We start from the raw sequence: 23209 nt of genomic DNA on the forward strand, positions 1-23209 counted from the left end.
TACATTTTTGTGATATGTGACTGCCGAAGCACTTGATTAATCGATGATACTTTACCACTATATTATTAATATATTGCTAAAGGATAGAGATACTATGATCGGTTTCACCCAAAGTTTGAAAACTAAAATAGCCGATTTAGAACACCAATTAGTCACTCATAAACAGCAACATTCAGATGAATTAAATCAATTACAACAAACTATTACGCAATTAAGCCAGCAGTTAAACCATTCTAATAGCCAATCTGAATACGATACCGCACGCGCTAATTTACAATTGCTGGGCGCAACAATGCTCAATGATATTCGCGACACCACCTTAGCAAACTCAATTAAGTTAGACGAAGAAAAACAAATGCTATCTGAATTAGATAAGTTATTTAATCAGACACATGTAGCGATTGGTAACTTAAAAAAACGAGCTGGGCATCTAAATGAGCATGCTGAAAAAAGCATGGCTACTGCCGCAGACTTAAATCTTTCGGCCAATGGAATAAGTAGTTTAGTTTCATCTATACAGCAAATTTCTGAACAAACCAATCTACTTGCTCTTAATGCAGCCATTGAAGCTGCAAGAGCAGGCGATGCAGGTCGTGGCTTTGCTGTGGTGGCAAGCGAAGTGCGCCAACTGGCCAGTAATGCTCATGATGCCAGCGCTAATATTGAAAAGTTAGTTGCCACGGTCATTGAACAAACAGAACAAATTAAGAGTGTAGTCATTACCAACCAAACTTGCTCTAGGGATATTGCAGTATCGTCAGAACAAATTGATCAAGTGGTGACTGATGTATTACAAAGCTCAGGCGTAATGAAACGAGTCATTGGTGAAGCCTCCATGACCGCTTTCTTAACAACGGTAAAACTAGACCACAGCGTATGGAAAAGTAATGTATACAGCGTGTTGGCAAATAAAGATATAAATGCCTGTGTTAATAGCCACACGGAATGCAGACTTGGCAAATGGTATTACAAAGGCGAAGGTCAAAATTTTGCCAGTTTATCCAGTTTTAAAACTATTGAACAACCGCATACAACCGTACACAGTGCAGGCAAAGCAGCTGTTATAGCCATGCAATCGGGTGATGAATCGACTATTTTGACTCATCTTGAAACCATGGAACAGGCCAGTATCGATGTGGTTCGAGCAATCGATCACTTGCTCATGCAAAGCCAGCAATAAAATAACTTAAACCATTACAGTCCTTAAATATAAACCATTAAAAATCATTACTTAATCAACGGTTATGTGACGATTAGTTATATTTAAAATAATTTGCACTTTTTCAAGGTTAATAAACATCCAATACATTGATTTAAAAAAAGTATTACGGTCTAATAACATCATGGTAATTAGCACATAGTATTGTATGAGTTTTCTGAATGATTTTTTCCTGCTTAGCGATGATAACAATGCAAATGAGTTAATAGACAACTGGCGAATAAGTGCACTAAGGATAATTTTATCCTCGGGTTTATTACTGTGCCTTGCGATCACGTTTGACACCTTTAGCTCAGCCTTTCAGCTCAATTATTTATGGGTTATCGCGAATACCTTAGGTTTCACTTCGATACTATTTTTACTGCTACTAGCCAGTAAGCGATTTTATCATGCTTGTGCACATCTACTCCTTGTAGCCATAGTGTTGGCAAGTTTTGTAATGAACTTAACTCTAACTGACTTAACCTTAGCGAAAATTGGCAGTATGCTGATATTTGTTTGTCCAGCGATTGCACTTATATTGTTAGGTCGTAGAGTGGCAATCTGTTATGCCTTATTAAACATCGCGCCCTTTTATATCATTTTGCATGATATCAACCTGTCTCAATATACCAATATAAATAAGCAACTCCCTGATGCAAGTTGGTATATTACTGGAGTGGTTTTTCTATTTTTTAATATCTGTGTGCCTTTAGCAGTAGCAAGAACCATTGTCGCAGCTAAACGTCTCAATGAGGCAACATTAAATTCAAACGCTTATCTAAAAAGTAAAAATGAGCTTTACCACACTTTTTTTGCAGAATCGACTACCCCGAAGATCATTGTCGATGATATGGGGAAAATCACTGATGCTAACCAACAAGCTATTGATTTACTCAAATTACCTAAAACATTAAATAGCGAAACGTTATTGCTTTCGTCTGTCATGCCAAACTTAAAAACTTGTGACGCAGCTAAGCAAGAACAAATATTGCACTTCAATAATACCTATCAGCGAGTTGTCCATCAGCAACTAACCGATGCTAACTTTTGTGTTTATGAATTTCATGATTGCAGCGCAGAACAGAGCATTAAAGCCAATTTGGCCGCCATGGAACAAGAGAACAGACGTCTACGTTATCGCGATGCACAAACACAGTTGCCGAACCGAGATTGGTTTGAACTGCAATGTGACCGCCTAATAGCAAAATATCGAAAAGGCTTTTATGTGGTTGTGGCTCAAAGCGCCAATAACGACTATTTAAATATAAAATTTGGTAACCATAATTCCCAAACTATCACTAAAACAGCCTTTAAACGGCTGCGTAACGATATTGAAGGACCTTTATTATGTGCTCATATTGGACCAGGGAAAATTGCCTTTATTCTTGGTAGCCTTAACGAAACGGATCTTTATAGTGCCTTGCCTAAAATCAAACATATTTTAGATGAAGATTACAATTTACTAGGAGTTAAGTCTTCGCAATCATTTCTATTTGGTATTGCCCATTGCCCAGAACACGGAGATGCAAGCGGTAAAGTTGTCGCTCATGCTATCGAGGCGCTTAAATTAGCCAATACCCACGATGTATTTAGCTTATATGACCAAACCAATTCACAAAGCTTTTTAGAGAAATATGAAATATCGATGTTGCTCGATGAAGCACTACAACAAGGTGAGCTTACCGTTCATTATCAACCTAAAGTCACTGCATCAGGACAATGTATCGGCCTTGAAGCGTTGGCTCGATGGAACAGTCCCATTTTAGGTACTGTATCACCAGCGGTATTTATCCCTATTGCAGAAGAGTACCGAATGATCAGCCGTTTAACGGATTTGGTAGTACAAAAAGTTTGCTCGCAAATCAACCAATGGACCCAGCAAGGGCTTAACTGTGTACCGGTAGCGATTAATATCTCATTAATTGACTTCAGCCAAACTGACTTTATGTCTAAGTTAGTCAAGCATTTGGCAGACTTTACTGTCAGCCCGAAACAAATTGAGCTGGAGTTAACCGAAACTTCATTAGAAGCCAATCAAGCTCACTCGTTAATATTAATGAAAACCTTACAATCATGGGGATTCACTATCTCGGTGGATGATTTTGGCGTGGGTTATTCCAACATCGCGCGCTTAGCTGACTACCCTATCAATAAACTTAAGTTAGACCGTTCACTAATAAGCCAAGTTACCACTTCAGCTCGTCAGCAAAGCCTTGTCCGAGCCATTCATAACATGTGTGAAGAACTCAGTATAAAATGTGTTTCAGAAGGCGTAGAAACAGCTGAACAGGTAAAGATTATGGCTGATATGGGCTGTAAGGAATTTCAAGGGTTTTATTTTTCAAAACCCATTACGCCAAAGCAATTTTTTGCTCACGTCAGTCAAAAGGGACTGGTATTTGAGCATCAAGACACTTTAATAAAAGCTTAGCAATAAGTACAAAAATAATGAGGAAACTAATCATATGAAACGTGACATACATAATAATAAAATGAGTCGGCTTTTTTACTAACTTAAAGCGACCATGGTATATTAGCGCCCATTCGTATTTGCTCATTCTGTTAAGGTTCACTCATGAAAATCGGTATTATTGGCGCAATGGAGCCAGAAGTTGTTCATTTAGTTCAAGCTATTGTAGATCCAGTACATACAACAATTGCTGGCATCGAATTTATTAGCGGCAGCATTGCCGGTAAAGACGTGGTAGTAACCCGTTCAGGTATCGGTAAAGTGGCAGCCAGTATTGCGACCACATTGTTAATCGAAAAGTTTGCCGCTACCCATGTAATTAACACCGGTTCTGCTGGCGGTTTTGTTGATTCATTGGCGATTGGCGATATTGTTATTTCATCAGAAGTGCGTCATCACGATGTAGACGTGACAGCGTTTGGTTATGAAATTGGCCAAATGGCTCAGCAACCTGCTGCATTTATGCCTGATAGCACCTTAGTTAATGCGGCCAAAAGCGCTGTCGCTGAATTAGGTGAAGTTAAGGCAATTGAAGGGTTAATTTGTACTGGCGACAGCTTTATTTGCGATCCTGTTCGCACAAAAGTCATGCGTGAAAACTTTCCAACAATGGCAGCTTGTGAGATGGAAGGCGCAGCGATTGCACAAGTATGTCACCAGTTTAACGTGCCATTTGTAGTTATTCGCTCGCTATCAGACAATGCAAATAATGACTCACCAGTTGATTTTGACTCGTACATAATCAAAGCAGGTATGCATTCAGCAATGATGGTTATTGCTCTATTACAACAGCTGTAATCGGTCTACACTTAGCTCGGACTCGCTATGGGCCGAGCTAAGCTCGCTTCATAAACAATACAACAGCACATTATTGAGTATCTATGGTCAATCAATTATTCAATCCTCAATTACTGAGCCAAGACGGCGGATTGCTTCAGAGCTGTTGTATTTTATTTTGTGCATTAATATTAGCTCGCTTCGCGCCAATTCCCCGAGATTTACAGCCCCTATTATGGTTCAATCGTTTAGCGGTATTAATTTCCAGTAAAGTTAACCACCCAGAGCGAGCGGTGAGCCAGCAACTTATCGCTGGGATTTTAGCCACACTTATTTTGATAGTACCTAGCGGGATTATCGTCAGTTTCTTACTCAGCCTTGCCGCCTACCCATGGTTTTTCGAACTCATTATCTTGTATTTTTGTTTATGTGATTCAGCTTTTAAACCAGTAGCAGAAAAGGTCGTTACAGCAATAAAAAAGGGTAATAAGCAGGACGCAAAACAACTACTCACCCCATGGGTAAGCCAAAATACTCAAGTGTTGTCTGAAGTCGGTTTAAGTAAAACCACCATTGAGAAGTTATTCACCACTCCCATTTACGGCACCTTAGCAACCATATTGTTTTTTAGTTTAGGCGGCGCCACCATGGCATTAGTGGTGCGGATGTTAAGGCAATTAGAACATTGCTGGCCACCGTATCATCCAAACTTTCATATTTTTTCAAGTTTTGTTGGCCAATTCAATCGGGTGATTTTTTTCATTCCAACCTTGTTATGGCATTGCTCGTTAGCGATTCAGTTTGGACAACTGGGTATGAGGTCTATTTTTTCGCAGCCAATATCAGCTCAAGCCAATAAAAATCAGTTCAATAATCATTACAGCAGTTATGCGTTAGCGGCTAAGTTATTGAAAATAGAGCTTGGTGGCCCCCAGCAATTTATCGAAAATGGTAAGACAATTCGGGTCGATTTACCAAAAGTAAAAGCGGGTCCCTTGCCAGATCATCGTTACATAAGCCAAGCAATCACAGTGACACAAACCGCTAACCTATTCTGGATAAGCTTAACGTTATTATTGCCATTAATATGGACAGGATTAAGATTACTTTAAACGTATAAATCTTGTTTTAAACAGGCTATTATTTAGCAATTATGAATCAATATTTGTCTATTTTGTCTGTGCGACTTATTCGCTTGTTAATATAAGAATATTACATCACAAGGTAATTGCATTTTTACAACATATTAACCTTTTAAATAACAAAAAATTGATTATTGTCTGCTTAAAAACCTGTTTAGGAATATAGCTTTGTTCAACAACTTACATGTATCGTTAACGACTCCGGCATTATTATTCCCAGCAATTTCTTTATTGCTATTGGCCTACACTAATCGTTTTTTTTCGTTAGCGGCATTAATCCGACAATTAAGTAACGACAAAAAACCGGTGCAAGGCGAGCAAATTAAAAACTTACGCCAACGCATTATTATCATCCGAAAAATGCAAGAAGCCGGTGTCAGCAGCTTTGCCCTATGTGTGTTTTGCATGATTTTGATTTATGTTGGTTTTAACCAAATTGGTTCGGTAGTCTTTGGGTTAAGTTTATTACTGTTATTGTATTCGTTAATTTTATCTGTAATCGAGATCCGTATTTCAGTCGATGCTCTCACGATTCACCTTGAAGAGTTAAGTAAATGAGTCAGTGGATCTATTTTTTTGATTTATGTGGTACCGCGGTATTTGCCCTTTCGGGAGCGTTAGCTGCGGGCAAGCATCGTATGGACCCCTTTGGCGTTATCGTGTTGGCTTCTGTTACTGCAATTGGTGGCGGCAGTATTCGCGATGCGTTAATAGGTGCCACGCCAGTTTTTTGGATCCGCGATCCTAATTATATGCTCGTCATTCTTGCGACCGTAATAACCTGCTTAGTGTTAGTGCGTAAACCGCATAAATTACCCCCACGCTCATTATCTATTGCCGATGCACTCGGTTTAGCACTATTTACCGTAATTGGTGCAGAAAAAGCCTTATTGCTTGAATTATCTGGTATGGTCGCGGTAGTGATGGGATTAATAACCGGTGTCGGTGGTGGTATTATCCGAGATTTGTTATGTAGGCAAATTCCAATGGTGTTGCGAACGGAAATTTACGCAACCGCTTCCATCGTTGGAGGGATCTGTTATACCTTAAGCATATTTGTCGGCATGGATAGCATGACATCGATGTTGATCGCTATGTTCAGCACGCTAATCATCCGTCTGAGTGCTATCCGCTGGCACTTATCTTTACCGGCTTTTGATTTGAAAACAAAGAGAATTTAATGTGCGAATAATCTTCATATTATGCTGTTTGCTATTGAGCTTTCCGAGCAAAGCCAATATTGGCGATATGCCACGAGAACAACAACTTGCGATGCAATACATGGAAGCGCTCACGGATCATGACTATACCGTCCTGCGTCGTTTCTACTCTCGCGACACAGTATTTTACGATAAAACAGCCAATACGACTTACACTGGTGGTCGGCATATTATTGCGTTTTTACAACGGGCTCACGAAGGCGTATTAGAATACCGCTTAAACGTAGAACACATGTTTAATACCGGCTCTCTCGTGGTGATTATCGGCAGTTACCGATTACGAGGTCCCGGCGATCAATATGGTAAACCCGGTAAAATTATCGACCTTGCAGTACCAGGCGTCACCACACTAAAATTTGATAACAATACTGAGCGCTTAATTGAACAAATGGACTTAATGGATTACCAGACCATGTCTGACCAACTTGAATCTCAGTAATGTTGCCCGCATCAATTAATCATCGATTGACCATGTATCAGACATAAAAAAACGGCTTAGTGATAAGCCGTTTTTTATTCGTTAACATTCGTGATTACTTTAAAATCACTTTAGCAAATTTGCGTTTACCCACTTGGAATACCGCTTCAAGACCTGCATTAAAAATTTGGCGACTGTCTTCAATCTTCTCGCCATCCATTTTAACTGCGCCTTGCTTAATCATACGTATACCGTCAGAGGTTGAACCCACAAGGCCTGCATCTTTAAGTAAGTTAGCAATTGCTATGCCTTCTCCCGCTTCTAATACCACTTCTTCGATGTCATCAGGGATGGCACCTTTTTGAAAACGGTCGATAAAAGCTTGATGTGCCGCTTGTGCTTGCTCTTCATCATGAAAACGAGCAATGATTTCTTTGGCTAACAAAATCTTGATGTCGCGTGGGTTTGTGCCATTTTCAACGTCTAACTTGAATTGGGCTAATTCAGTTAACGGACGGAATGACAACAGTTCAAGATAACGCCACATTAAGTCATCAGAAATCGACATCAGTTTGCCAAACATTTCGTTGGCAGGCTCGCTCACACCAATATAATTATGCGCCGATTTAGACATTTTCTTAACGCCATCTAACCCTTCAAGCAATGGCATCATGATGACAGTCTGCGGCTTTTGGCCTTCAGATTTTTGCAGTTCACGGCCCATAAGCAGGTTAAACTTTTGATCTGTTCCGCCTAATTCAACATCGGCTTTCAATGCAACTGAATCGTAACCTTGTAATAAAGGGTACATAAATTCATGGATCGCAATAGATTGACCTGATGCATAACGCTTTTTAAAGTCGTCGCGCTCCATCATCCGGGCAACGGTTTGCTGTGATGCTAAGCGGATCATGCCAGCAGCGCCTAATGGCTCTAACCAGCTAGAATTAAATTCGATGCGGGTTTTTGCTGGGTCTAAAATTTTATAGACCTGCTCTTTATAGGTTTCTGCGTTAGCAAGCACTTGTTCACGAGTCAGTGGCGGACGGGTGCTGTTTTTACCACTAGGATCACCGACCATACCGGTAAAGTCACCAATCAAAAAAATCACTTCGTGACCAAGCTCTTGAAAAGTACGCATTTTATTCAAGATGACCGTGTGACCTAAATGAATATCTGGAGCGGTAGGATCTGCACCTAACTTGATGCGTAATGGACGCCCTTCTTTGAGTTTCTCAAGCAAATCCGCTTCAAGTAATATCTCATCGGTACCGCGCTTAATCTCTGCCAATACTTGATCTAAATTCGCCATCTCTACTGCAACTCCCAGGGCTTGCACAAAAAATAAAGAGGTCTATGTTACTTGTTAGCCACAGCAAATGAAAGAGTGTACACTTAGCGGATAATAACGAAAGAGAGAAATTGGTAACAGAGTCAATGGCAAAGCTTCTTACTTTATTCACATTGCTGCCAAAAGCACATCAAATCACATTATCTTTACTGGTGATTCTAACGACATTTATTCTGATGTTTCCATCGGAAGACGCTCAAGCATCTAAACAAACCCGATTGGTAAGTCAATCTGCTGACAAATCAGATATAGAAACCAATGAACGTTATGCTATTCCCTTAGCCTTTCGCACCCCAACTGCACCGAGTCATAATGACCGTATCGTTGATGATGAATCGACTGATTTCATATCAAATGATGCCCTTGCATCAAGTGATAATAGTGAAGAAGTAAGCAGTGGCGAAACTCCTGACGATGAAGCATTTTCCCAACATCTTGCCATGTTGCAAACCAGTACTTCTGATATCGATGGCATGATTAATGATCTCGATCAGCAAGTTGCCACTCAAAAAGCCAAAATAAAACAACAAGCGGCTAACGATGATTATAGTGTTGAATACTATGAAGTCGCTAAAGGCGATACCTTAGGCGGCTTATTTAGCCGTGCAGGACTCAGCGCTAAAGATGTCTATGACATTACTCAATTACCCTTAGCGAAAAAGAATCTGCTAAAAATTATGCCGGGCGAAGAAATCGCCATCAGTAAAAATGCCCAAGGTGAATTACAAGAATTAACCTACCGCATGGATAAAGTGTCGACCTTAATTATCAGTCAACATAATGAACAATACAAAGAAACGGTGAACACTAAAGAAGTCGTTAATCGCACCTCGTTTATTAGCGCCAATATTAAAAGCAACTTTTGGAATGCCGCTGCCGATGCAGGCTTGTCTGGTAACCACATTATGGAGTTGGCCAATATTTTTGGTTGGGATGTCGACTTTGCCCTCGATATTCGCAAAGGCGATCACTTTTCGTTGTTATTTGAACAAGAATACGCCGACGGTCAATTTTTACGTAATGGCAATATTCTCGCGGCAGAGTTTATTAACCAAGGGGAACGTTACACCGCAGTACGTTATACCGACGGTGAATACTATTCAGAGAATGGCAGTAGCATGCGTAAAGCCTTTTTACGTTCGCCAGTAGACTTTAAATATGTCAGTTCTAACTTTAACCCGCGTCGCTTGCACCCAGTAACAGGGCAAATTAAAGCCCACCGCGGTGTTGATTATGTCGCCGCCATTGGCACGCCGATTAAAGCGGCTGGTAAAGGTAAAGTGGTTGAGGCTGGTTATAACCAGTTTAATGGCAACTATGTCTTCATTAAGCACAACGAAACCTACACCACTAAGTATTTACATTTAACTAAGCGCAAAGTAAATCGTGGTGAAACGGTTAAACAAGGCCAAATAATCGGTACTCTGGGTAAAACAGGCCGAGTCACTGGCGCTCATTTACATTATGAATTTATTGTAAATGGGGTTCATCGCAATCCACGAACTATCGATTTACCTAAATCAATGCCAATTGATCGCAGAGAGAAGAACAAATTCGCTGCACTCAGCAAGCAATTGATGACAAAACTAAAATCAAATCAACAACAGCAATTGGCAAGTAATTAATAAACGGTTTAATTGCTGCTTACAGAGAGTCACTTCATGTCTAAGCCAGAATATTTTATCGGTCTAATGTCAGGCACAAGCATGGATGGTGTGGATGCGGTGTTGGTTGATTTTTCGGCCGAACACCCCGTGCTAATCGCCAGCCATACAGAAGCTATTCCTGCGCATTTATTAAAAGGCTTACAGCGTTTATGTCAACCCGAGACTGATGAAATAAACCGCTTAGGCAGGCTCGATCGCAGTGTCGGCAAATTGTTTGCTCAAGCCGTTAATCACTTATTAGCGAAAACAACAGTGACTGCCGCGGAGGTTATCGCGATTGGTTCTCATGGACAAACCGTGCGTCACATGCCCAATTTAGAAATGGGCTTTACCTTGCAAATTGGCGACCCAAACACCATTGCCATTGAAACCAATATCGATGTTATTGCTGATTTTAGACGTAAAGATATCGCCCTTGGTGGCCAAGGCGCACCGTTAGTTCCGGCGTTTCATCAACAAGTATTTGCTCAACCTGGCCACTCAAGAGTTATTTTAAACATTGGCGGCATTGCCAATATCACTTATTTACCCGGCAATAGTGAACAAGTGTTAGGTTTTGATACAGGCCCAGGTAACAACTTAATTGATGCCTTTATTCAACAAAACTTAAACCAACCTTTTGATGAAGATGGTGCTTGGGCAGATTCTGGTACTACTCATCCAGACTTACTCAAGCAGTTATTATCACACTCTTATTTTTCACTAGCCTACCCCAAAAGCACTGGCCGAGAGCTATTTAATCGAGCTTGGCTTGAGCAACAACTCGCTGACTATAGTCATTTGGATCAACAAGATATTCAATCCACATTACTTGACCTTACTTGTCATAGTATTGCCAATGACATTAATAAATTGTCACCCAATGGGGAATTGTTTGTTTGCGGCGGTGGCGCGTTAAATAAAGCCTTAATGCAGCGACTAGCCACTTTGGTTCCCGGCTATAAAGTCGATACTACCAGCGCTTTAGGTGTTGATGCTAAATGGGTTGAAGGGATTGCTTTTGCATGGTTAGCAATGCGTTATCACCATGATTTACCCGCAAACTTACCGGCCGTCACGGGTGCGTCACGCACTGCTATATTAGGTGGCCGCTTTAAAGCAAGATAAATACACCAATATGTGCGGTTTACTTTTGCAATTGTGGCCTCAATGTTATGATGCCCACAAATTTGCCCAATCGTTTGAAATTGGGCAAAGCCGTAACTTAAGATGAGAGTCAATATGAGCAACAAAACCAAAAGTGTGTCTGAACTGATGAATTTAACGCCAGAAGGCCGTTACGATTATATGGTTGAACAAATTAAATCAGAAAAAATCATTTGGACACTTCAAGATCAAGATGGTTGCGTAATGTTAACCACTGAAGATGAAGATTGTATTCCAATGTGGCCATCTGAAGAAACGGCTGCACTTTGGGCTGTTGATGAATGGAAAGACTGTGAACCATTAGCTATTCCACTAGACGAGTTTCAAGAACGTTGGGTGAGCGGCATGGAAGATGATGATTTATTTATTGCAGTGTTCCCAGTACAAGAAGACTTAGGTGTCGTTGTGCCGCCGTTTGAAATGAACGAACGCATTTCACCAAAGAAACAACAAAAGCATTAATGTGTTATGACAATAATCAGCTCTGAATCAAACGAAGTAGATAAGGTAACCGTCAAACCACGTTTACCTAAACGACTTATTGGCTTAATGGTTATCTATACATTATCGTCCATCAGTGGATTAATGGCCGCCAGTTCACTATCAGAGTTAAGTGCAATGTTATGCATTTTGACCTTGATGATGGTATTAGCAATTATCGGTCGCCAAAAAGCGGGCTTATATCTACTGCGGGTTTACTGTCTCTTGCAACTGCTGTTGTATAGCCTGCTACCGATTATAATGTATGACCCTGATAATTTGGTTGCCGGACCAACGACATTTGATTTTGGTTTATTTCAAGCCGTAGTGCCTGATTGGCTTATATACTCGGTGCTGATTACGTTAGGTATTGTACAAGTGTGGATTAGCTTTAATACCAAAGTGAAAGCGTGGTTTAAACCGCGAATGAACCTCAATATTATGAGTAGCTGATAAGCGGTTGTATTATACCATTTCCATTAATTATGTGACCAATCAGAGTCGCTCAGACTGTTCAGTTTGAGGCGCATTGTTGAAACAATGGTTATTCCCTTTTAAAGCAATGCAACAAAGAAATGGACTGTCTGAGCGTCTCCTGCAAGGCGGGTTTCTGTGCCTTCTATGCTGCTTAATAGCATTTTGACGTAGAGCAACTATGCCTACAATCCTATTATTTGCCTAGAAGGCACAGAATTCCCGCTGAATGACCAGATAATTAGTGGAATTGGTATTATTCAAAGATGTTGTCCAGAAATCAAAAAAACCGTCGAAAGACGGCTTTTTATTATATAAATCCATTCTAAAGTGAGAGAGTAATCTCGTCTATAGCGTGGTTTATTGCTGCAGTGAAACTCATTACACTGAGAAACTAGCCCCGCAGCCACATGTCGTGGTCGCATTAGGGTTTTTAACAAAAAAGCGTGAACCTTCAAGACCCGATGTATAATCCACTTCACCACCAACAAGGTACTGAAGACTCATTGGATCAACAACCAACTGCACACCTTGCTTTTCAATGGTGAAATCACCTTCGTTGACTTTTTCATCGAATGTAAAGCCATACTGAAAACCAGAGCAACCGCCACCTGTTACATATACACGTAGCTTTAATTCAGGATTCTGTTCTTCTTCTAACAGACCTTTTACTTTTATCGCCGCCGCATCGGTAAATTGGATCGGCATTGTTGCATCAACTTGTTCAGTCATTACTACCTCTTACTTCGGTTTCTACTGAGAATTATCCTTTACCTGACTATTTTGTTCAAGTATTACCCGCAGTTCTTTTTCACCCATCAATAGCTCTGGCACATTAAACACTTGTTCAATCTCACCGCCTTTTATCCCACGACTCGCAGCGACCTTCACTTTGACCATAATTCGTTGTAAATTAAAACCACTTGGCAGCACAAAATCGCTGTCCATAATTTGAAAGTAATTGAACTCAAATTCCAGCTTTTTATTAATTAACTCGCTCAAAGACAGTTCAGCTGGCCCGCCATTTAGTGTGCCGAGCAACAATACAGTGGCGTTGGTTTTCACTTTCACTTTGCGTTTTTGCAACTGGGTTAAGATTAATCGTAACTGATATTGCTCGGAAGCTACACCTTGAGATAATTCCACCCCATGAATTGCCACCCCTTCAACATCAGCATCGGTAACCATAACACTGCGATAAAATGCTAATTCTTTTTCTAACGCTTTCTGTTCAGATAATTGCTGACTAAACATTTCTTGCATTTCTTTATTGGCATTATCAGCAATACTTAACGCTAAATTTCGACTTGCAAGCGCTTGCGCTTGCGTCTCGAGTTCTTGCAATAATTTACGCTTACCACTGGCGCTATTAGGTGTAGCCTCTGGTGCAAATGAAAGCCATAGGTTAAAACTTATAGCTCCTAACAAAAAACATACGATCATTAATCCGATTAAGTATATGCTTGAAGTCCGGTTTTTACGTTCTAAAACTTGCAGTCTGTCTAACCAGCGGTGATAATTTAACATTACGTTACAACCTTTTAATAAAATACAGTATGCTTGATGAAGCTTATTTGCGTAGTGCTTATTTTTCTGTAGAGCTTAACATCTTGTTCAAATCCTATGCATTGTAAATAAGGTGCTAATGATAATAATTCGCTTGCCAAATGAAGCTTTACCACCCAACGTAAAAAGCTAAAACAGACATGTTCAAGCCGTACTTTGACTTGTTAAAGGGCGTTAGTGCAAATTGATGGAGAGTAATAACATGACACATACGCGTTATCGGCCAATCAATAAACAACTGCCAAAGACAACCCTAAAATATCCACAGACCTTAGAGTCAAACCGTGCAATTTAAGATAAATAAAGCCGCTATTATTCACGCCAAAAGAGCTACGCGCAAATATCTACGTAACGAATTTAGAGATAAGTTATCTCAGGCTAAAATTAGTGTGCAACTTTGTGCACTCGCACTGTTGTTTGCCATCATTGCCTCACTAGTGATCATCTTATTCCGGTTAAGCTTGGTGTGGGCAGAACAATACCTACATGCAGATTCCATGAGCTTTAGCTCAACCTTAAGCGATTGGCGATCCTACTTACCTTTAATTGGCGCATTGCTTATTTGGTTGCTGTCATTGTTGGGATCAAAGCGATACCGGCGCATGGGCATTGCTTATGTATTGCATCGATTTAAATTGCACTACGGTAAGGTACCGCTTCAATCAGCTGCTGGACAGTTTTTCCAAGCATTAATCGCGCTGATGACCAATTTCTCAGTCGGAAAAGAAGGCCCTGCGATTCACTTAGGCGCAGTGAGCGCCAGTGTTATGGCTGAGAAGTTTTCATTACCAGACAATAGCGTACGCATTATGTGTGCTAGCGGTATTGCCGCCGGTATTGCCGCCACCTTTAACGCGCCACTTGCTGCGGTTTTGTTTGTGTTTGAAGTCATTGTACGAGAGTACAAAATTCATTACTTCTTCCCTATCATGCTATCTGCCATTTGCGGCGCGGTATCAAGCCAACTTGTGTTTGGTAATATTCACGAATACGATTTGATCAATGTGATCCATATTCCGCTCGATCATTATCCTATTTTACTCATTGGCGGGCTTGCGCTGGGATGTGTCGCTGCCCTATTTAATTTTTCACTGATGAAAGTTACTGCGACAGGCCAGCACTGGCCATTAATTTATCGACTGCTCATTGCTGCTGTAGTCACAACGCTAGTTGGTTTAGTCATGCCACAGGCATTAGGCTCAGGCGATTTCGCCATTAATGAAGCCATTAGTGAGCATCCTAGTTTACTGTTTTTAATCGCGCTGTTATTAGCAAAAATGTTGGCGACCATTGCGGCTATTGGCTTTGGCGTACCAGGCGGACTCATCGGCCCTCTCTATGGTATTGGCGCATTAATCGGAGCAATTCTAGCTCTAGTCAGTAGCATAATATTTCCGTCAATTGCGCCTTATGTTGGGCTATATACCGTGATTGGGATGACGGCGATGATGGGGGTTTGCCTGAGTGCCCCCCTAGCAGCATTAGTTGCACTTCTTGAATTAACCAACGATGCTTCGATTATTTTACCGGCCATGTTTGTCACCATTCCAGCATTTTTGGTCGCGTATCAAGGATTTAACACTAACTCTATCTTGCTAAAACAACTAGATATTATGGGGCTTGGTTACAAAGTCGCTCCGCTTAATCAAGGGTTGCAAAAGAAAGGTGTTAGAGTGTTAATGGATAAGCGATTTGTCATTGTGAATGATGATGATGAACTGCTACTTGAAGTACTAAAACGGGCAGCCGGTCGCCCAGTACTAGTGCGTAATGCTGAGGGAGAAATTGAAATGCTGCGCCTTGAAATGCAGTCCTTTGAAGATTCGACCACGCTATCACGTCTTCCTATGCCGGGGTTACCTGACACTGCCACCTTAAATGAAGCCTATGAGGCACTGGTCGCGAAACGCTCCGGCGAAGTGTATATCTATCGAGGCACGAATCAAAAAGTGGTTGGGGTAATAAGTTGGGCTAATTTACTTCAAGAAATTCGCTCAGGTCAGGTATAGTCCCAACCGATCCTCGGTATAACCTCTCACTGAGATACCGAATGGAATAAACCAATTCAATCTATCTATTTATAAAATAGGCCTATTGGCTAGCAAGACACATTAACACCTTGAAGCAGGTTATTTTACAAGAAAACTAGAATGCTTAAATATTGGGATAATAAGCGATTCAACAAACGTTAAGTTACCCAAAAAGAGGCTGCCTTAGCGTTATGAAGTTTGAGAGGGTCTGTAAGTATGCAGCTCATTCAGCTGCTAAATTAATCATAAAGTCGAGCAACTCAATTCAGTTAAAATATACACTAAAGCCCTCTGAATGTTCTTCATAGCAGCAAGTGAATCTCAAAGTTCGGCACGGTTATTATATTTATCTGGTGGTTATTTTCTGCTACAATTTTGCCTCAGCCACCCTACACATAATCTCTATAACACTCTATATAATAATACGGTAAAATAGCATGCTGTTCTGGTGAATATTTTGCCCCCAAACTTTGGAAATCAGGCTGATGACACAGTTCGAAGGTTCACATATCCTTTCAGTAAACCAGTTAGATCTGGATTCGATTAACACTATTTTCAACGTCGCTAACAAAATGACCCCTTATGCTTTGCGTGAAAAACGCACCAAAGTGTTGGAAGGTGCCATTTTAGGCAATCTGTTTTTTGAACCCAGCACCCGAACTCGTGTCAGCTTTGGCTGTGCCTTCAATTTACTTGGCGGACATGTAAGAGAAACCACAGGAATGGCATCATCGTCATTATCTAAAGGCGAGTCGCTTTACGATACCGCCCGAGTGCTCTCGACCTATTCTGATGTGATTGCTATGCGTCATCCAGATGCCTACTCCGTCAAAGAGTTTGCTGAAGGCAGCCGAGTGCCAGTAATCAATGGCGGTGATGGGCCAAATGAACATCCAACTCAAGCCTTGCTGGACTTGTTTACCATCAAAAAAGAATTAAGCCATTCAGGTATGGGTATCGATGGTATGCACATTGCCATGGTGGGTGACTTAAAATATGGTCGCACCGTGCATTCACTCTCGCGCTTACTTTGTATGCATAAGGACATTAAGTTCACATTGATATCGCCAAGTGAGCTAGCAATGCCTGACTATGTGATCGCCGACATTGAAAATGCTGGCCATAAGATCACAATAACCGAACAACTTGAAGGTAATTTACATAATGCGGATATTTTATATCTTACCCGTATTCAAGAAGAGCGCTTTCCGTCACAGGAAGAAGCCAATAAATACCGTGGTAAGTTTCGCTTAAATCACAATATTTATACGCAGCATTGCAAATCAAATACGGTGATTATGCATCCATTACCTCGTGATTCACGCGCGCAAGCAAATGAACTCGACAATGATTTAAACAGCCATCCAAGTTTGGCTATTTTTAGACAAGCCGACAACGGCTTACTCATACGTATGGCACTTTTTGCATTAACATTGGGAGTTGCAAACCAACTCGAAAAGTATGAGTGCCCAGTAAACTGGTATTCACGTAAAGCCGATAGATAATTGGCACATAATATTAAGGATTAGACATGACCCGTTCCGAAGTTTTATTTGAACAGGCTAAAAAAACCATTCCTGGTGGCGTTAATTCACCTGTACGCGCCTTTAATGGTGTCGGTGGTTCACCTTTGTTCATTGAAAAAGCTGATGGCGCTTATATTTTTGATGCCGATGGTAAAAAGTACATCGATTATGTAGGTTCATGGGGACCGATGATTTTAGGCCATAACCACCCTAAAATTCGCCAAGCGGTATTAGACGCGGTTGATAATGGCTTGTCATTTGGTGCGCCGACTGAACTTGAAGTGAAAATGGCTGAAAAAGTCATTTCGATGGTGCCATCAATAGAACAAGTTCGTATGGTCAGTTCAGGCACTGAAGCCACCATGAGTGCAATTCGTTTAGCCCGTGGTTTTACTAACCGTGACAACATTTTAAAATTTGAAGGCTGCTACCATGGTCATGCTGACTGCTTATTAGTAAAAGCAGGTTCTGGTGCATTAACGTTAGGACAACCAAGCTCTCCTGGCATTCCTGAAGATTTTGCTAAACACACCTTAACTGCAACCTATAACGACCTTGATTCTGTCCGCGCTATATTTGAACAGAATCCTGAAAGTATCGCTTGTATCATCCTTGAGCCTGTTGCCGGCAACATGAACTGTATTCCACCAGTGGAAGGGTTTTTACAAGGTTTACGTACAATTTGTGATGAATTCGGTGCGTTACTGATTATTGATGAAGTGATGACCGGCTTCCGTGTATCTATGAGCGGCGCACAAGGTCACTACGGTGTAACGCCAGACTTAACCACACTAGGTAAAGTGATTGGCGGCGGCATGCCTGTGGGCGCATTTGGTGGCCGTAAAGATGTTATGCAATTTATCGCACCGACAGGCCCTGTCTATCAAGCGGGTACGTTATCTGGTAATCCTATTGCGATGTCGGCAGGCTTAGCGCAAATGGATGCATTGTGTGAACCCGGTTTATATGAAGCACTAGCTGACAAAACAAAGCGGGTTGCAGAAGGCTTTAAAGCCGCAGCAGACAAACATGGTATTCCATTAAATATTACTTATGTGGGTGGCATGTTTGGTTTCTTCTTTACTGAAGATAACACGCCAATGACCTCGTTTGCCCAAGTCACAAAATGCAACATGGAGCATTTCCGTCATTTCTACCATGCCATGTTAGATGAAGGTATTTATTTAGCGCCAAGTGCTTATGAAGCAGGCTTCATGTCTATGGCTCATGGTGATGCTGAAATTGAATATACTTTAGCTGCTGTTGATCGCATTTTTGCGGCAATGAAATAAAGCAACTTCATCGCTTAACCTCATTTTAGGTTAAGCAAACTGTTGGTAACAAAAATAGGATAAATAACTAAGTTGTTTATCCTATTTTTATTTGTGTTAACAAATTTCTATCCCCTTTCTCCGAGTTCATTATTTTATCCACGACTTTGGTCGATAATTAACGAAAAAAACTGTGATCTATATTGCGAAAATGCCCGTGGTGTGATGTGATCGCCCCGCCAAACGGAAAGCTTAATTCAACCTTAAAATAAAGACTGAATTAGGTTAGCAAAAATTCATGGTAATGATGTTGATTACCTACAACACAAAGTTGGAATTGCAGTCATGCTACATACCTTTCTCATCTCACTTGCAGTGCTTGCGCTGTTAAGTATCGTGCTCGAAGAAGTTACCCATATTAATAAAGCCAAAACCACCTTGTTCCTTGGCTGTATAGCTTGGATCACCTTGTTTATTGCTTCTGGCAGCCCAGAAAAAAGTAAACTCGTGGGTGAAGAACTCAATGAAAACTTATTAGAAATTGCCACATTATGGCTGTTTTTAATGTCAACTATGACCTTTGTTGCTTACCTAAATGCTAAAGGCATGATCCAAGTATTGGTGCAAAAAATATTTCCACAGCAAGTGTCTGTTCGCATGTTGATGATCCAAGTGGGGATGTTTTCGTTAGTGCTGTCGACTTTTTGTGACAACGTGACTGCCACCCTCGTGTCATTAGGTTTACTAACAACCTTTAATTTAGACAAACAAATGCGTCGCCGTATGGCAGTGTTAATTATCTTTGCGGTGAACTCTGGCGGGGTTGCTTTAATCACAGGCGATGTCACTACTTTGATGATTTTCCTTGCCGGTAAAGTGCATATTTCTGAGTTGTTAATCCTGTTTATTCCTGCAGGCATTAGCGTCATGCTCCTAGCAATATTGTTTTCTCTCAAAGCTGAAGGTCATGTGAGTACGACTCCAATTGAGCAAAATTACAATACCGTTGATATTGTCATCGGAGTAATTTTCTTCACCACCATAGTATTAACCATGGTACTTAACGTGCTATTTGGCGTTCCTCCTGTATTAACTTTCTTATTTGGCTTATCGGTAATGTTCTTGGTGGGTCGCACTAACAAGAGTAAAACCGAAGAAGTTCAAGTATTAGAATACATTCGCCAAGTTGAGTTCGACACCCTACTGTTCTTCTTAGGTATCTTGTTACTGGTTGGTATGCTTAAAGAGATTGGTACACTTAACCTATTAACTGAAGTCTATGGCATGTATAACCCAAGCATTTCTAACTTCTTTACCGGTGTAGGCTCTGCACTATTAGACAACGTGCCATTAACCGCAGCGTTATTAAAAGCGGATCCTGTACTGACAACAGCGCAATGGTTAGGCTTAACCTATTCGGTTGGTGTAGGCGGATCGTTATTAATCATCGGCTCGGCGTCAGGCATCATCGCGATGAGTAAAGTTGAAGAACTAACATTTGTAAGCTACTTAAAATATGTTCCAGCATTACTATTATGCTACTGCATAGGTTATGGATTAACGCTGTTTTTAGCCAATAACATTCACGGCTAATATTACGATTTTTCAAATAAAACAAAGGCGCTAATAGCGCCTTTGTTTTGTCTGTTACATGTCAACATAGACTTAACGTTAAACCGCTCTAAATTGCTGGCACTCTAAATTGCTCGCCGTCAATTTCTAGTACGATATCTCGAGGTCGTATTTCTACAATCGTCAGCTTATTCTTAATCATATCGCCCTGCTGTAATTCAACCCCATCGACACTTAACCAACGGTTACTTGGTTCTGTCGAATATACATGGGCATTAATATTAAACTCGGGTACTTGTAACTGCACGCTCGCGGGTAAGTCACCATACTTAGGGATTTGCTGATTTGAAGGTCGAGGAATAGGATCTAATTTTGCTGACGTCACTTGTTGATTAGCCGACTGTTCATATTCAACGTCTTTAAGCGCCGTTTCAAATGCAGCAATCAAATTATTATGTTCATTATTTGATGGTGCTTTAACAGAGGCGAAATCGACGTCTTCTGCGGCAGCATTCACTTGCAAGCGCAATGCTTCAAGCTCAGCTAAACCTCGGCGATTAGCTTTAGCACCCAATACAATCGCTTCTCGCAGCTGTGCCTGTTGACGATTGTTCTCTTGTGTTTGATATTCATCAACTCTGCTATCTTGCTCACTTTGATAATTAACCTGTTCAGAACCGGTTTGCTGAGAGTTGAATTGTTGAGAGTTAGCTTGTTGAAAACTGCGCTGCCCATCATTTTCTTGCAGGTATAATTCATTCACACCAGAAGATTCAGCGTAACCATTGTTATTATAACTTGCTGCTTGCGTGTTCATTACATTCGTATTGAACGGTTTGGCAATAGGCAATGCCACCTTACCCGCTAAACGAATATCATCGTTACTTTGCACTGCGGGTTCATGTTGTTTAACGGTCGATGCTTCAGCTGCTTTATTTGACGTAACAGTGACAGGGGCCGTGACAGCTTGCAGTGCATTAGCGCCACTGGGTTGGACAGTCGTTAACGATGCTGATCCTGATGGTGACTGTAATAGCACACTCATACCCCATGCAGCGCCAATACCCAAGGCAATGGCTACGGCCAAAAGACTATACTTATTCAACTTATTTGAGCTGTTAGATTGCGATGTATATTGAGGCGGCTGCGTCGACATAATATCGACAACATCACCTTGTTGCTGCTTTTTACGGTTAACCGCATCTAATAAAATTGACATTAACTGCGCACCTCAGAGGCACTTAAACGTGGGCCTTGCTGGCTCAAATATAAGTTAAGTTGCACCAAAGTCTGATTGCCTGCTATACCGTCTGGTTTTAAACCATGTTGACGTTGAAAAGTCATTAATTGTTGCTCTAATTCACTATCAAACTGTGTCAGTAGTCGTGCACGTCGTTTGTTAACTAACGCTAAGCTATTTTCAAGCCATTGTACTTGCGCCAAACTAGAAGACTGGCCAATTTCTCGCGGTAAGATACTGTCTGGTTGCCACAAAATTTCGAAGGTGCCGCTAAAGTGGCGGTCAAACCAATCTTTATTCACCCAAAACTGTTGCTCGCCTAATTGCAGTAGGATCTGCTCGGCTTGACGCTCAACAATTACGCCATAAAACACATTCGCTTGTGCGTCTTGCAAGTAAGCAACCGCAGGGTAATTAAGGCGCATAATACTGTGCCAATTACCTTGTTGCTGGTAACAGGCTAAATCTTGTTGTTGTGCCGCCTGGCAAGCAGACAAGCCGATAATAGGTTGTTTATTCCACAAGCCGAATAATCCGGCAAAGGCATTATCAATGCTACTGCTTTGTAGCATGGCTTGACGCATAATTTGTTGTTGTGCATTGGCAACTGGAGTTGCTGCTTGTACTTGCTGAGGCTGAGTTTGTGCAGCTTGGTTTATCTTACTTGGCATAGATGCAGGCGTTTGATTGGCTAGACTAGATTGCGCTTGAACATCTGCTATCGCCGCATTGGCACTCATATTGTTTTCAAAGGCTGAACGATTAAACAGATAGAATGATAAACCAAAAGCGAGCACTAACGCTGTAGCGGCAATAAATGGCCAGCGTTTATCGCCAGGTACATCAATATCACCCAATACTTCGACAGCCGCTTGATTAACCATTTTATGATCGATCGGAACCTTAGCTTGCCCATAACCAGCCATTAATGCACGTTCACATAATAAGTTGGTTAAACGCGGAATACCGCCAGAATGTTTATGCAATGCGGTTATCGCTTTACGCGTAAATAAAGGCTCATGCCTACCAGCCACCTGCAAACGATGCAGCACATATAAAGCAATTTCATCTTTATTTAGCGGTAGTAAATGATAGCGAGCAGTGATCCGCTGTGCTAACTGACGTAAGTCTTGGCGCTTTAGCAGTTGTTGTAATTCGGGCTGGCCAATCAAAATCACTTGCAGCAGTTTTTTGGTATTAGTTTCTAAATTGGTCAATAAACGCAGCTGTTCTAATACTTCAGAACGCAGATGCTGTGCTTCATCAATAATCAGCACCGTATTACGACCATTTTTGTGATTATTCAGTAAGTACATGCTGATTAAATCTGTCAGCTGTTTTAACGTCGGATTATCACCGTACTTAATTTCCAGCTCATCACATAGCGTGGCCAAGAGTTCAAGCTCAGTCAATGATGGGTTAAGAATAAACGCGGTATCGGTATTATCGGGAATTTGTTGTAATAAGCAGCGAGAAACAGTGGTTTTTCCAGTGCCGACTTCACCCGTTAATAATACAAAACCACCGGTTTCACCAAGGCCGTAGGTTAAATGAGCCAACGCCTCACGATGGCGGTCACTTAAGAACATATAATGAGGGTTAGGCGCGATAGAAAATGGGTTATCGTTTAATCCATAGAAGGCTTTATACATTCGACC

The 23209-nt window shown here is 41.1% G+C and carries 20 protein-coding genes; 15 read left to right on the forward strand and 5 right to left on the reverse strand.

Annotated elements, in window-relative coordinates:
• The first annotated feature begins 94 nt into the window (after nt 1-94).
• From SFRI_RS15315 to SFRI_RS15350, 7 genes are all read left to right on the forward strand, one after another.
• Nucleotides 95-1180 (forward strand): methyl-accepting chemotaxis protein, encoded by a 1086-nt coding sequence (locus tag SFRI_RS15315; RefSeq protein WP_011638412.1) that lies wholly within the window; start codon nt 95-97, stop codon nt 1178-1180.
• 187 nt (nt 1181-1367) lie between these two features.
• The gene (locus SFRI_RS21710; RefSeq protein ID WP_011638413.1) at nt 1368-3632 is read left to right on the forward strand and encodes a putative bifunctional diguanylate cyclase/phosphodiesterase; all 2265 of its coding nucleotides are present in this window, start codon (nt 1368-1370) and stop codon (nt 3630-3632) included.
• Nucleotides 3633-3776: 144 nt separating this feature from the next.
• Nucleotides 3777-4469 (forward strand): 5'-methylthioadenosine/adenosylhomocysteine nucleosidase, encoded by a 693-nt coding sequence (locus SFRI_RS15330; protein WP_011638414.1) that lies wholly within the window; start codon nt 3777-3779, stop codon nt 4467-4469.
• An 83-nt stretch (nt 4470-4552) separates the two neighbouring features.
• Nucleotides 4553-5560 carry a cobalamin biosynthesis protein CobD/CbiB gene (locus SFRI_RS15335; RefSeq protein ID WP_011638415.1) on the forward strand — a complete coding sequence of 336 codons (1008 nt, stop codon included), beginning with the start codon at nt 4553-4555 and terminating at the stop codon, nt 5558-5560.
• A 198-nt stretch (nt 5561-5758) separates the two neighbouring features.
• A complete protein-coding gene (locus SFRI_RS15340) occupies nt 5759-6148 on the forward strand; it encodes a DUF2721 domain-containing protein (RefSeq protein WP_011638416.1) in 390 nt (129 codons plus the stop codon).
• Nucleotides 6145-6771 carry a trimeric intracellular cation channel family protein gene (locus SFRI_RS15345; RefSeq protein WP_011638417.1) on the forward strand — a complete coding sequence of 209 codons (627 nt, stop codon included), beginning with the start codon at nt 6145-6147 and terminating at the stop codon, nt 6769-6771. The genes SFRI_RS15340 and SFRI_RS15345 overlap by 4 nt, the downstream gene beginning before the upstream one ends.
• A 67-nt stretch (nt 6772-6838) precedes the next feature.
• Nucleotides 6839-7249, forward strand: coding sequence for a nuclear transport factor 2 family protein (locus SFRI_RS15350; protein WP_081430168.1), 411 nt, complete (start codon nt 6839-6841; stop codon nt 7247-7249).
• 94 nt (nt 7250-7343) lie between these two features.
• Here SFRI_RS15350 and tyrS read toward each other — a convergent pair whose 3' ends face one another.
• Entirely contained in the window at nt 7344-8540 is a 1197-nt protein-coding gene (gene tyrS, locus SFRI_RS15355) for a tyrosine--tRNA ligase (RefSeq protein WP_011638419.1), read from the reverse strand.
• A 125-nt stretch (nt 8541-8665) separates the two neighbouring features.
• Between tyrS and SFRI_RS15360 the strand changes: the two genes are divergently transcribed.
• From SFRI_RS15360 to SFRI_RS15375, 4 genes are all read left to right on the forward strand, one after another.
• Entirely contained in the window at nt 8666-10204 is a 1539-nt protein-coding gene (locus tag SFRI_RS15360; protein ID WP_011638420.1) for a peptidoglycan DD-metalloendopeptidase family protein, read from the forward strand.
• A 36-nt stretch (nt 10205-10240) separates the two neighbouring features.
• Nucleotides 10241-11353, forward strand: coding sequence for an anhydro-N-acetylmuramic acid kinase (locus tag SFRI_RS15365; protein WP_011638421.1), 1113 nt, complete (start codon nt 10241-10243; stop codon nt 11351-11353).
• Between the two features lie 114 nt (nt 11354-11467).
• The gene (locus tag SFRI_RS15370; RefSeq protein ID WP_041413166.1) at nt 11468-11854 is read left to right on the forward strand and encodes a DUF2750 domain-containing protein; all 387 of its coding nucleotides are present in this window, start codon (nt 11468-11470) and stop codon (nt 11852-11854) included.
• A 6-nt stretch (nt 11855-11860) separates the two neighbouring features.
• Nucleotides 11861-12325: a hypothetical protein gene (locus tag SFRI_RS15375; protein WP_011638423.1), complete on the forward strand. Its 465-nt coding sequence runs from the start codon at nt 11861-11863 to the stop codon at nt 12323-12325.
• Between the two features lie 402 nt (nt 12326-12727).
• Here the strand turns inward: SFRI_RS15375 and erpA are convergent, their stop codons facing one another.
• Both erpA and SFRI_RS15385 read right to left on the reverse strand, forming a co-directional pair.
• Nucleotides 12728-13078: an iron-sulfur cluster insertion protein ErpA gene (erpA, locus tag SFRI_RS15380; RefSeq protein ID WP_011638424.1), complete on the reverse strand. Its 351-nt coding sequence runs from the start codon at nt 13076-13078 to the stop codon at nt 12728-12730.
• Nucleotides 13079-13099: 21 nt separating this feature from the next.
• Nucleotides 13100-13873 (reverse strand): DUF6776 family protein, encoded by a 774-nt coding sequence (locus SFRI_RS15385; RefSeq protein ID WP_011638425.1) that lies wholly within the window; start codon nt 13871-13873, stop codon nt 13100-13102.
• 323 nt (nt 13874-14196) lie between these two features.
• On the opposite strand from SFRI_RS15385, the gene SFRI_RS15390 reads away from it, so the two are divergent.
• The 4 genes from SFRI_RS15390 to nhaD all read left to right on the forward strand — a co-directional run bounded on the left by SFRI_RS15390 (nt 14197) and on the right by nhaD (nt 20332).
• Nucleotides 14197-15921 (forward strand): chloride channel protein, encoded by a 1725-nt coding sequence (locus SFRI_RS15390; protein WP_011638426.1) that lies wholly within the window; start codon nt 14197-14199, stop codon nt 15919-15921.
• Between the two features lie 506 nt (nt 15922-16427).
• Nucleotides 16428-17447: an aspartate carbamoyltransferase gene (locus tag SFRI_RS15395; RefSeq protein WP_011638427.1), complete on the forward strand. Its 1020-nt coding sequence runs from the start codon at nt 16428-16430 to the stop codon at nt 17445-17447.
• A 26-nt stretch (nt 17448-17473) separates the two neighbouring features.
• A complete protein-coding gene (gene hemL / locus SFRI_RS15400; protein ID WP_011638428.1) occupies nt 17474-18760 on the forward strand; it encodes a glutamate-1-semialdehyde 2,1-aminomutase in 1287 nt (428 codons plus the stop codon).
• Between the two features lie 324 nt (nt 18761-19084).
• Nucleotides 19085-20332: a sodium:proton antiporter NhaD gene (gene nhaD / locus SFRI_RS15405; protein WP_011638429.1), complete on the forward strand. Its 1248-nt coding sequence runs from the start codon at nt 19085-19087 to the stop codon at nt 20330-20332.
• An 88-nt stretch (nt 20333-20420) separates the two neighbouring features.
• Here the strand turns inward: nhaD and SFRI_RS15410 are convergent, their stop codons facing one another.
• Nucleotides 20421-21530 carry a general secretion pathway protein GspB gene (locus SFRI_RS15410; RefSeq protein WP_011638430.1) on the reverse strand — a complete coding sequence of 370 codons (1110 nt, stop codon included), beginning with the start codon at nt 21528-21530 and terminating at the stop codon, nt 20421-20423.
• On the reverse strand, nt 21530-23203 hold the full coding sequence (locus tag SFRI_RS15415; protein WP_011638431.1) for an ExeA family protein: 1674 nt from the start codon (nt 23201-23203) through the stop codon (nt 21530-21532). Before SFRI_RS15415 ends, SFRI_RS15410 begins: the two co-directional genes overlap by 1 nt.
• Nucleotides 23204-23209 lie beyond the last annotated feature (6 nt).

Origin of the sequence: Shewanella frigidimarina NCIMB 400, assembly GCF_000014705.1 — a bacterium.
GTDB lineage: Bacteria > Pseudomonadota > Gammaproteobacteria > Enterobacterales > Shewanellaceae > Shewanella > Shewanella frigidimarina.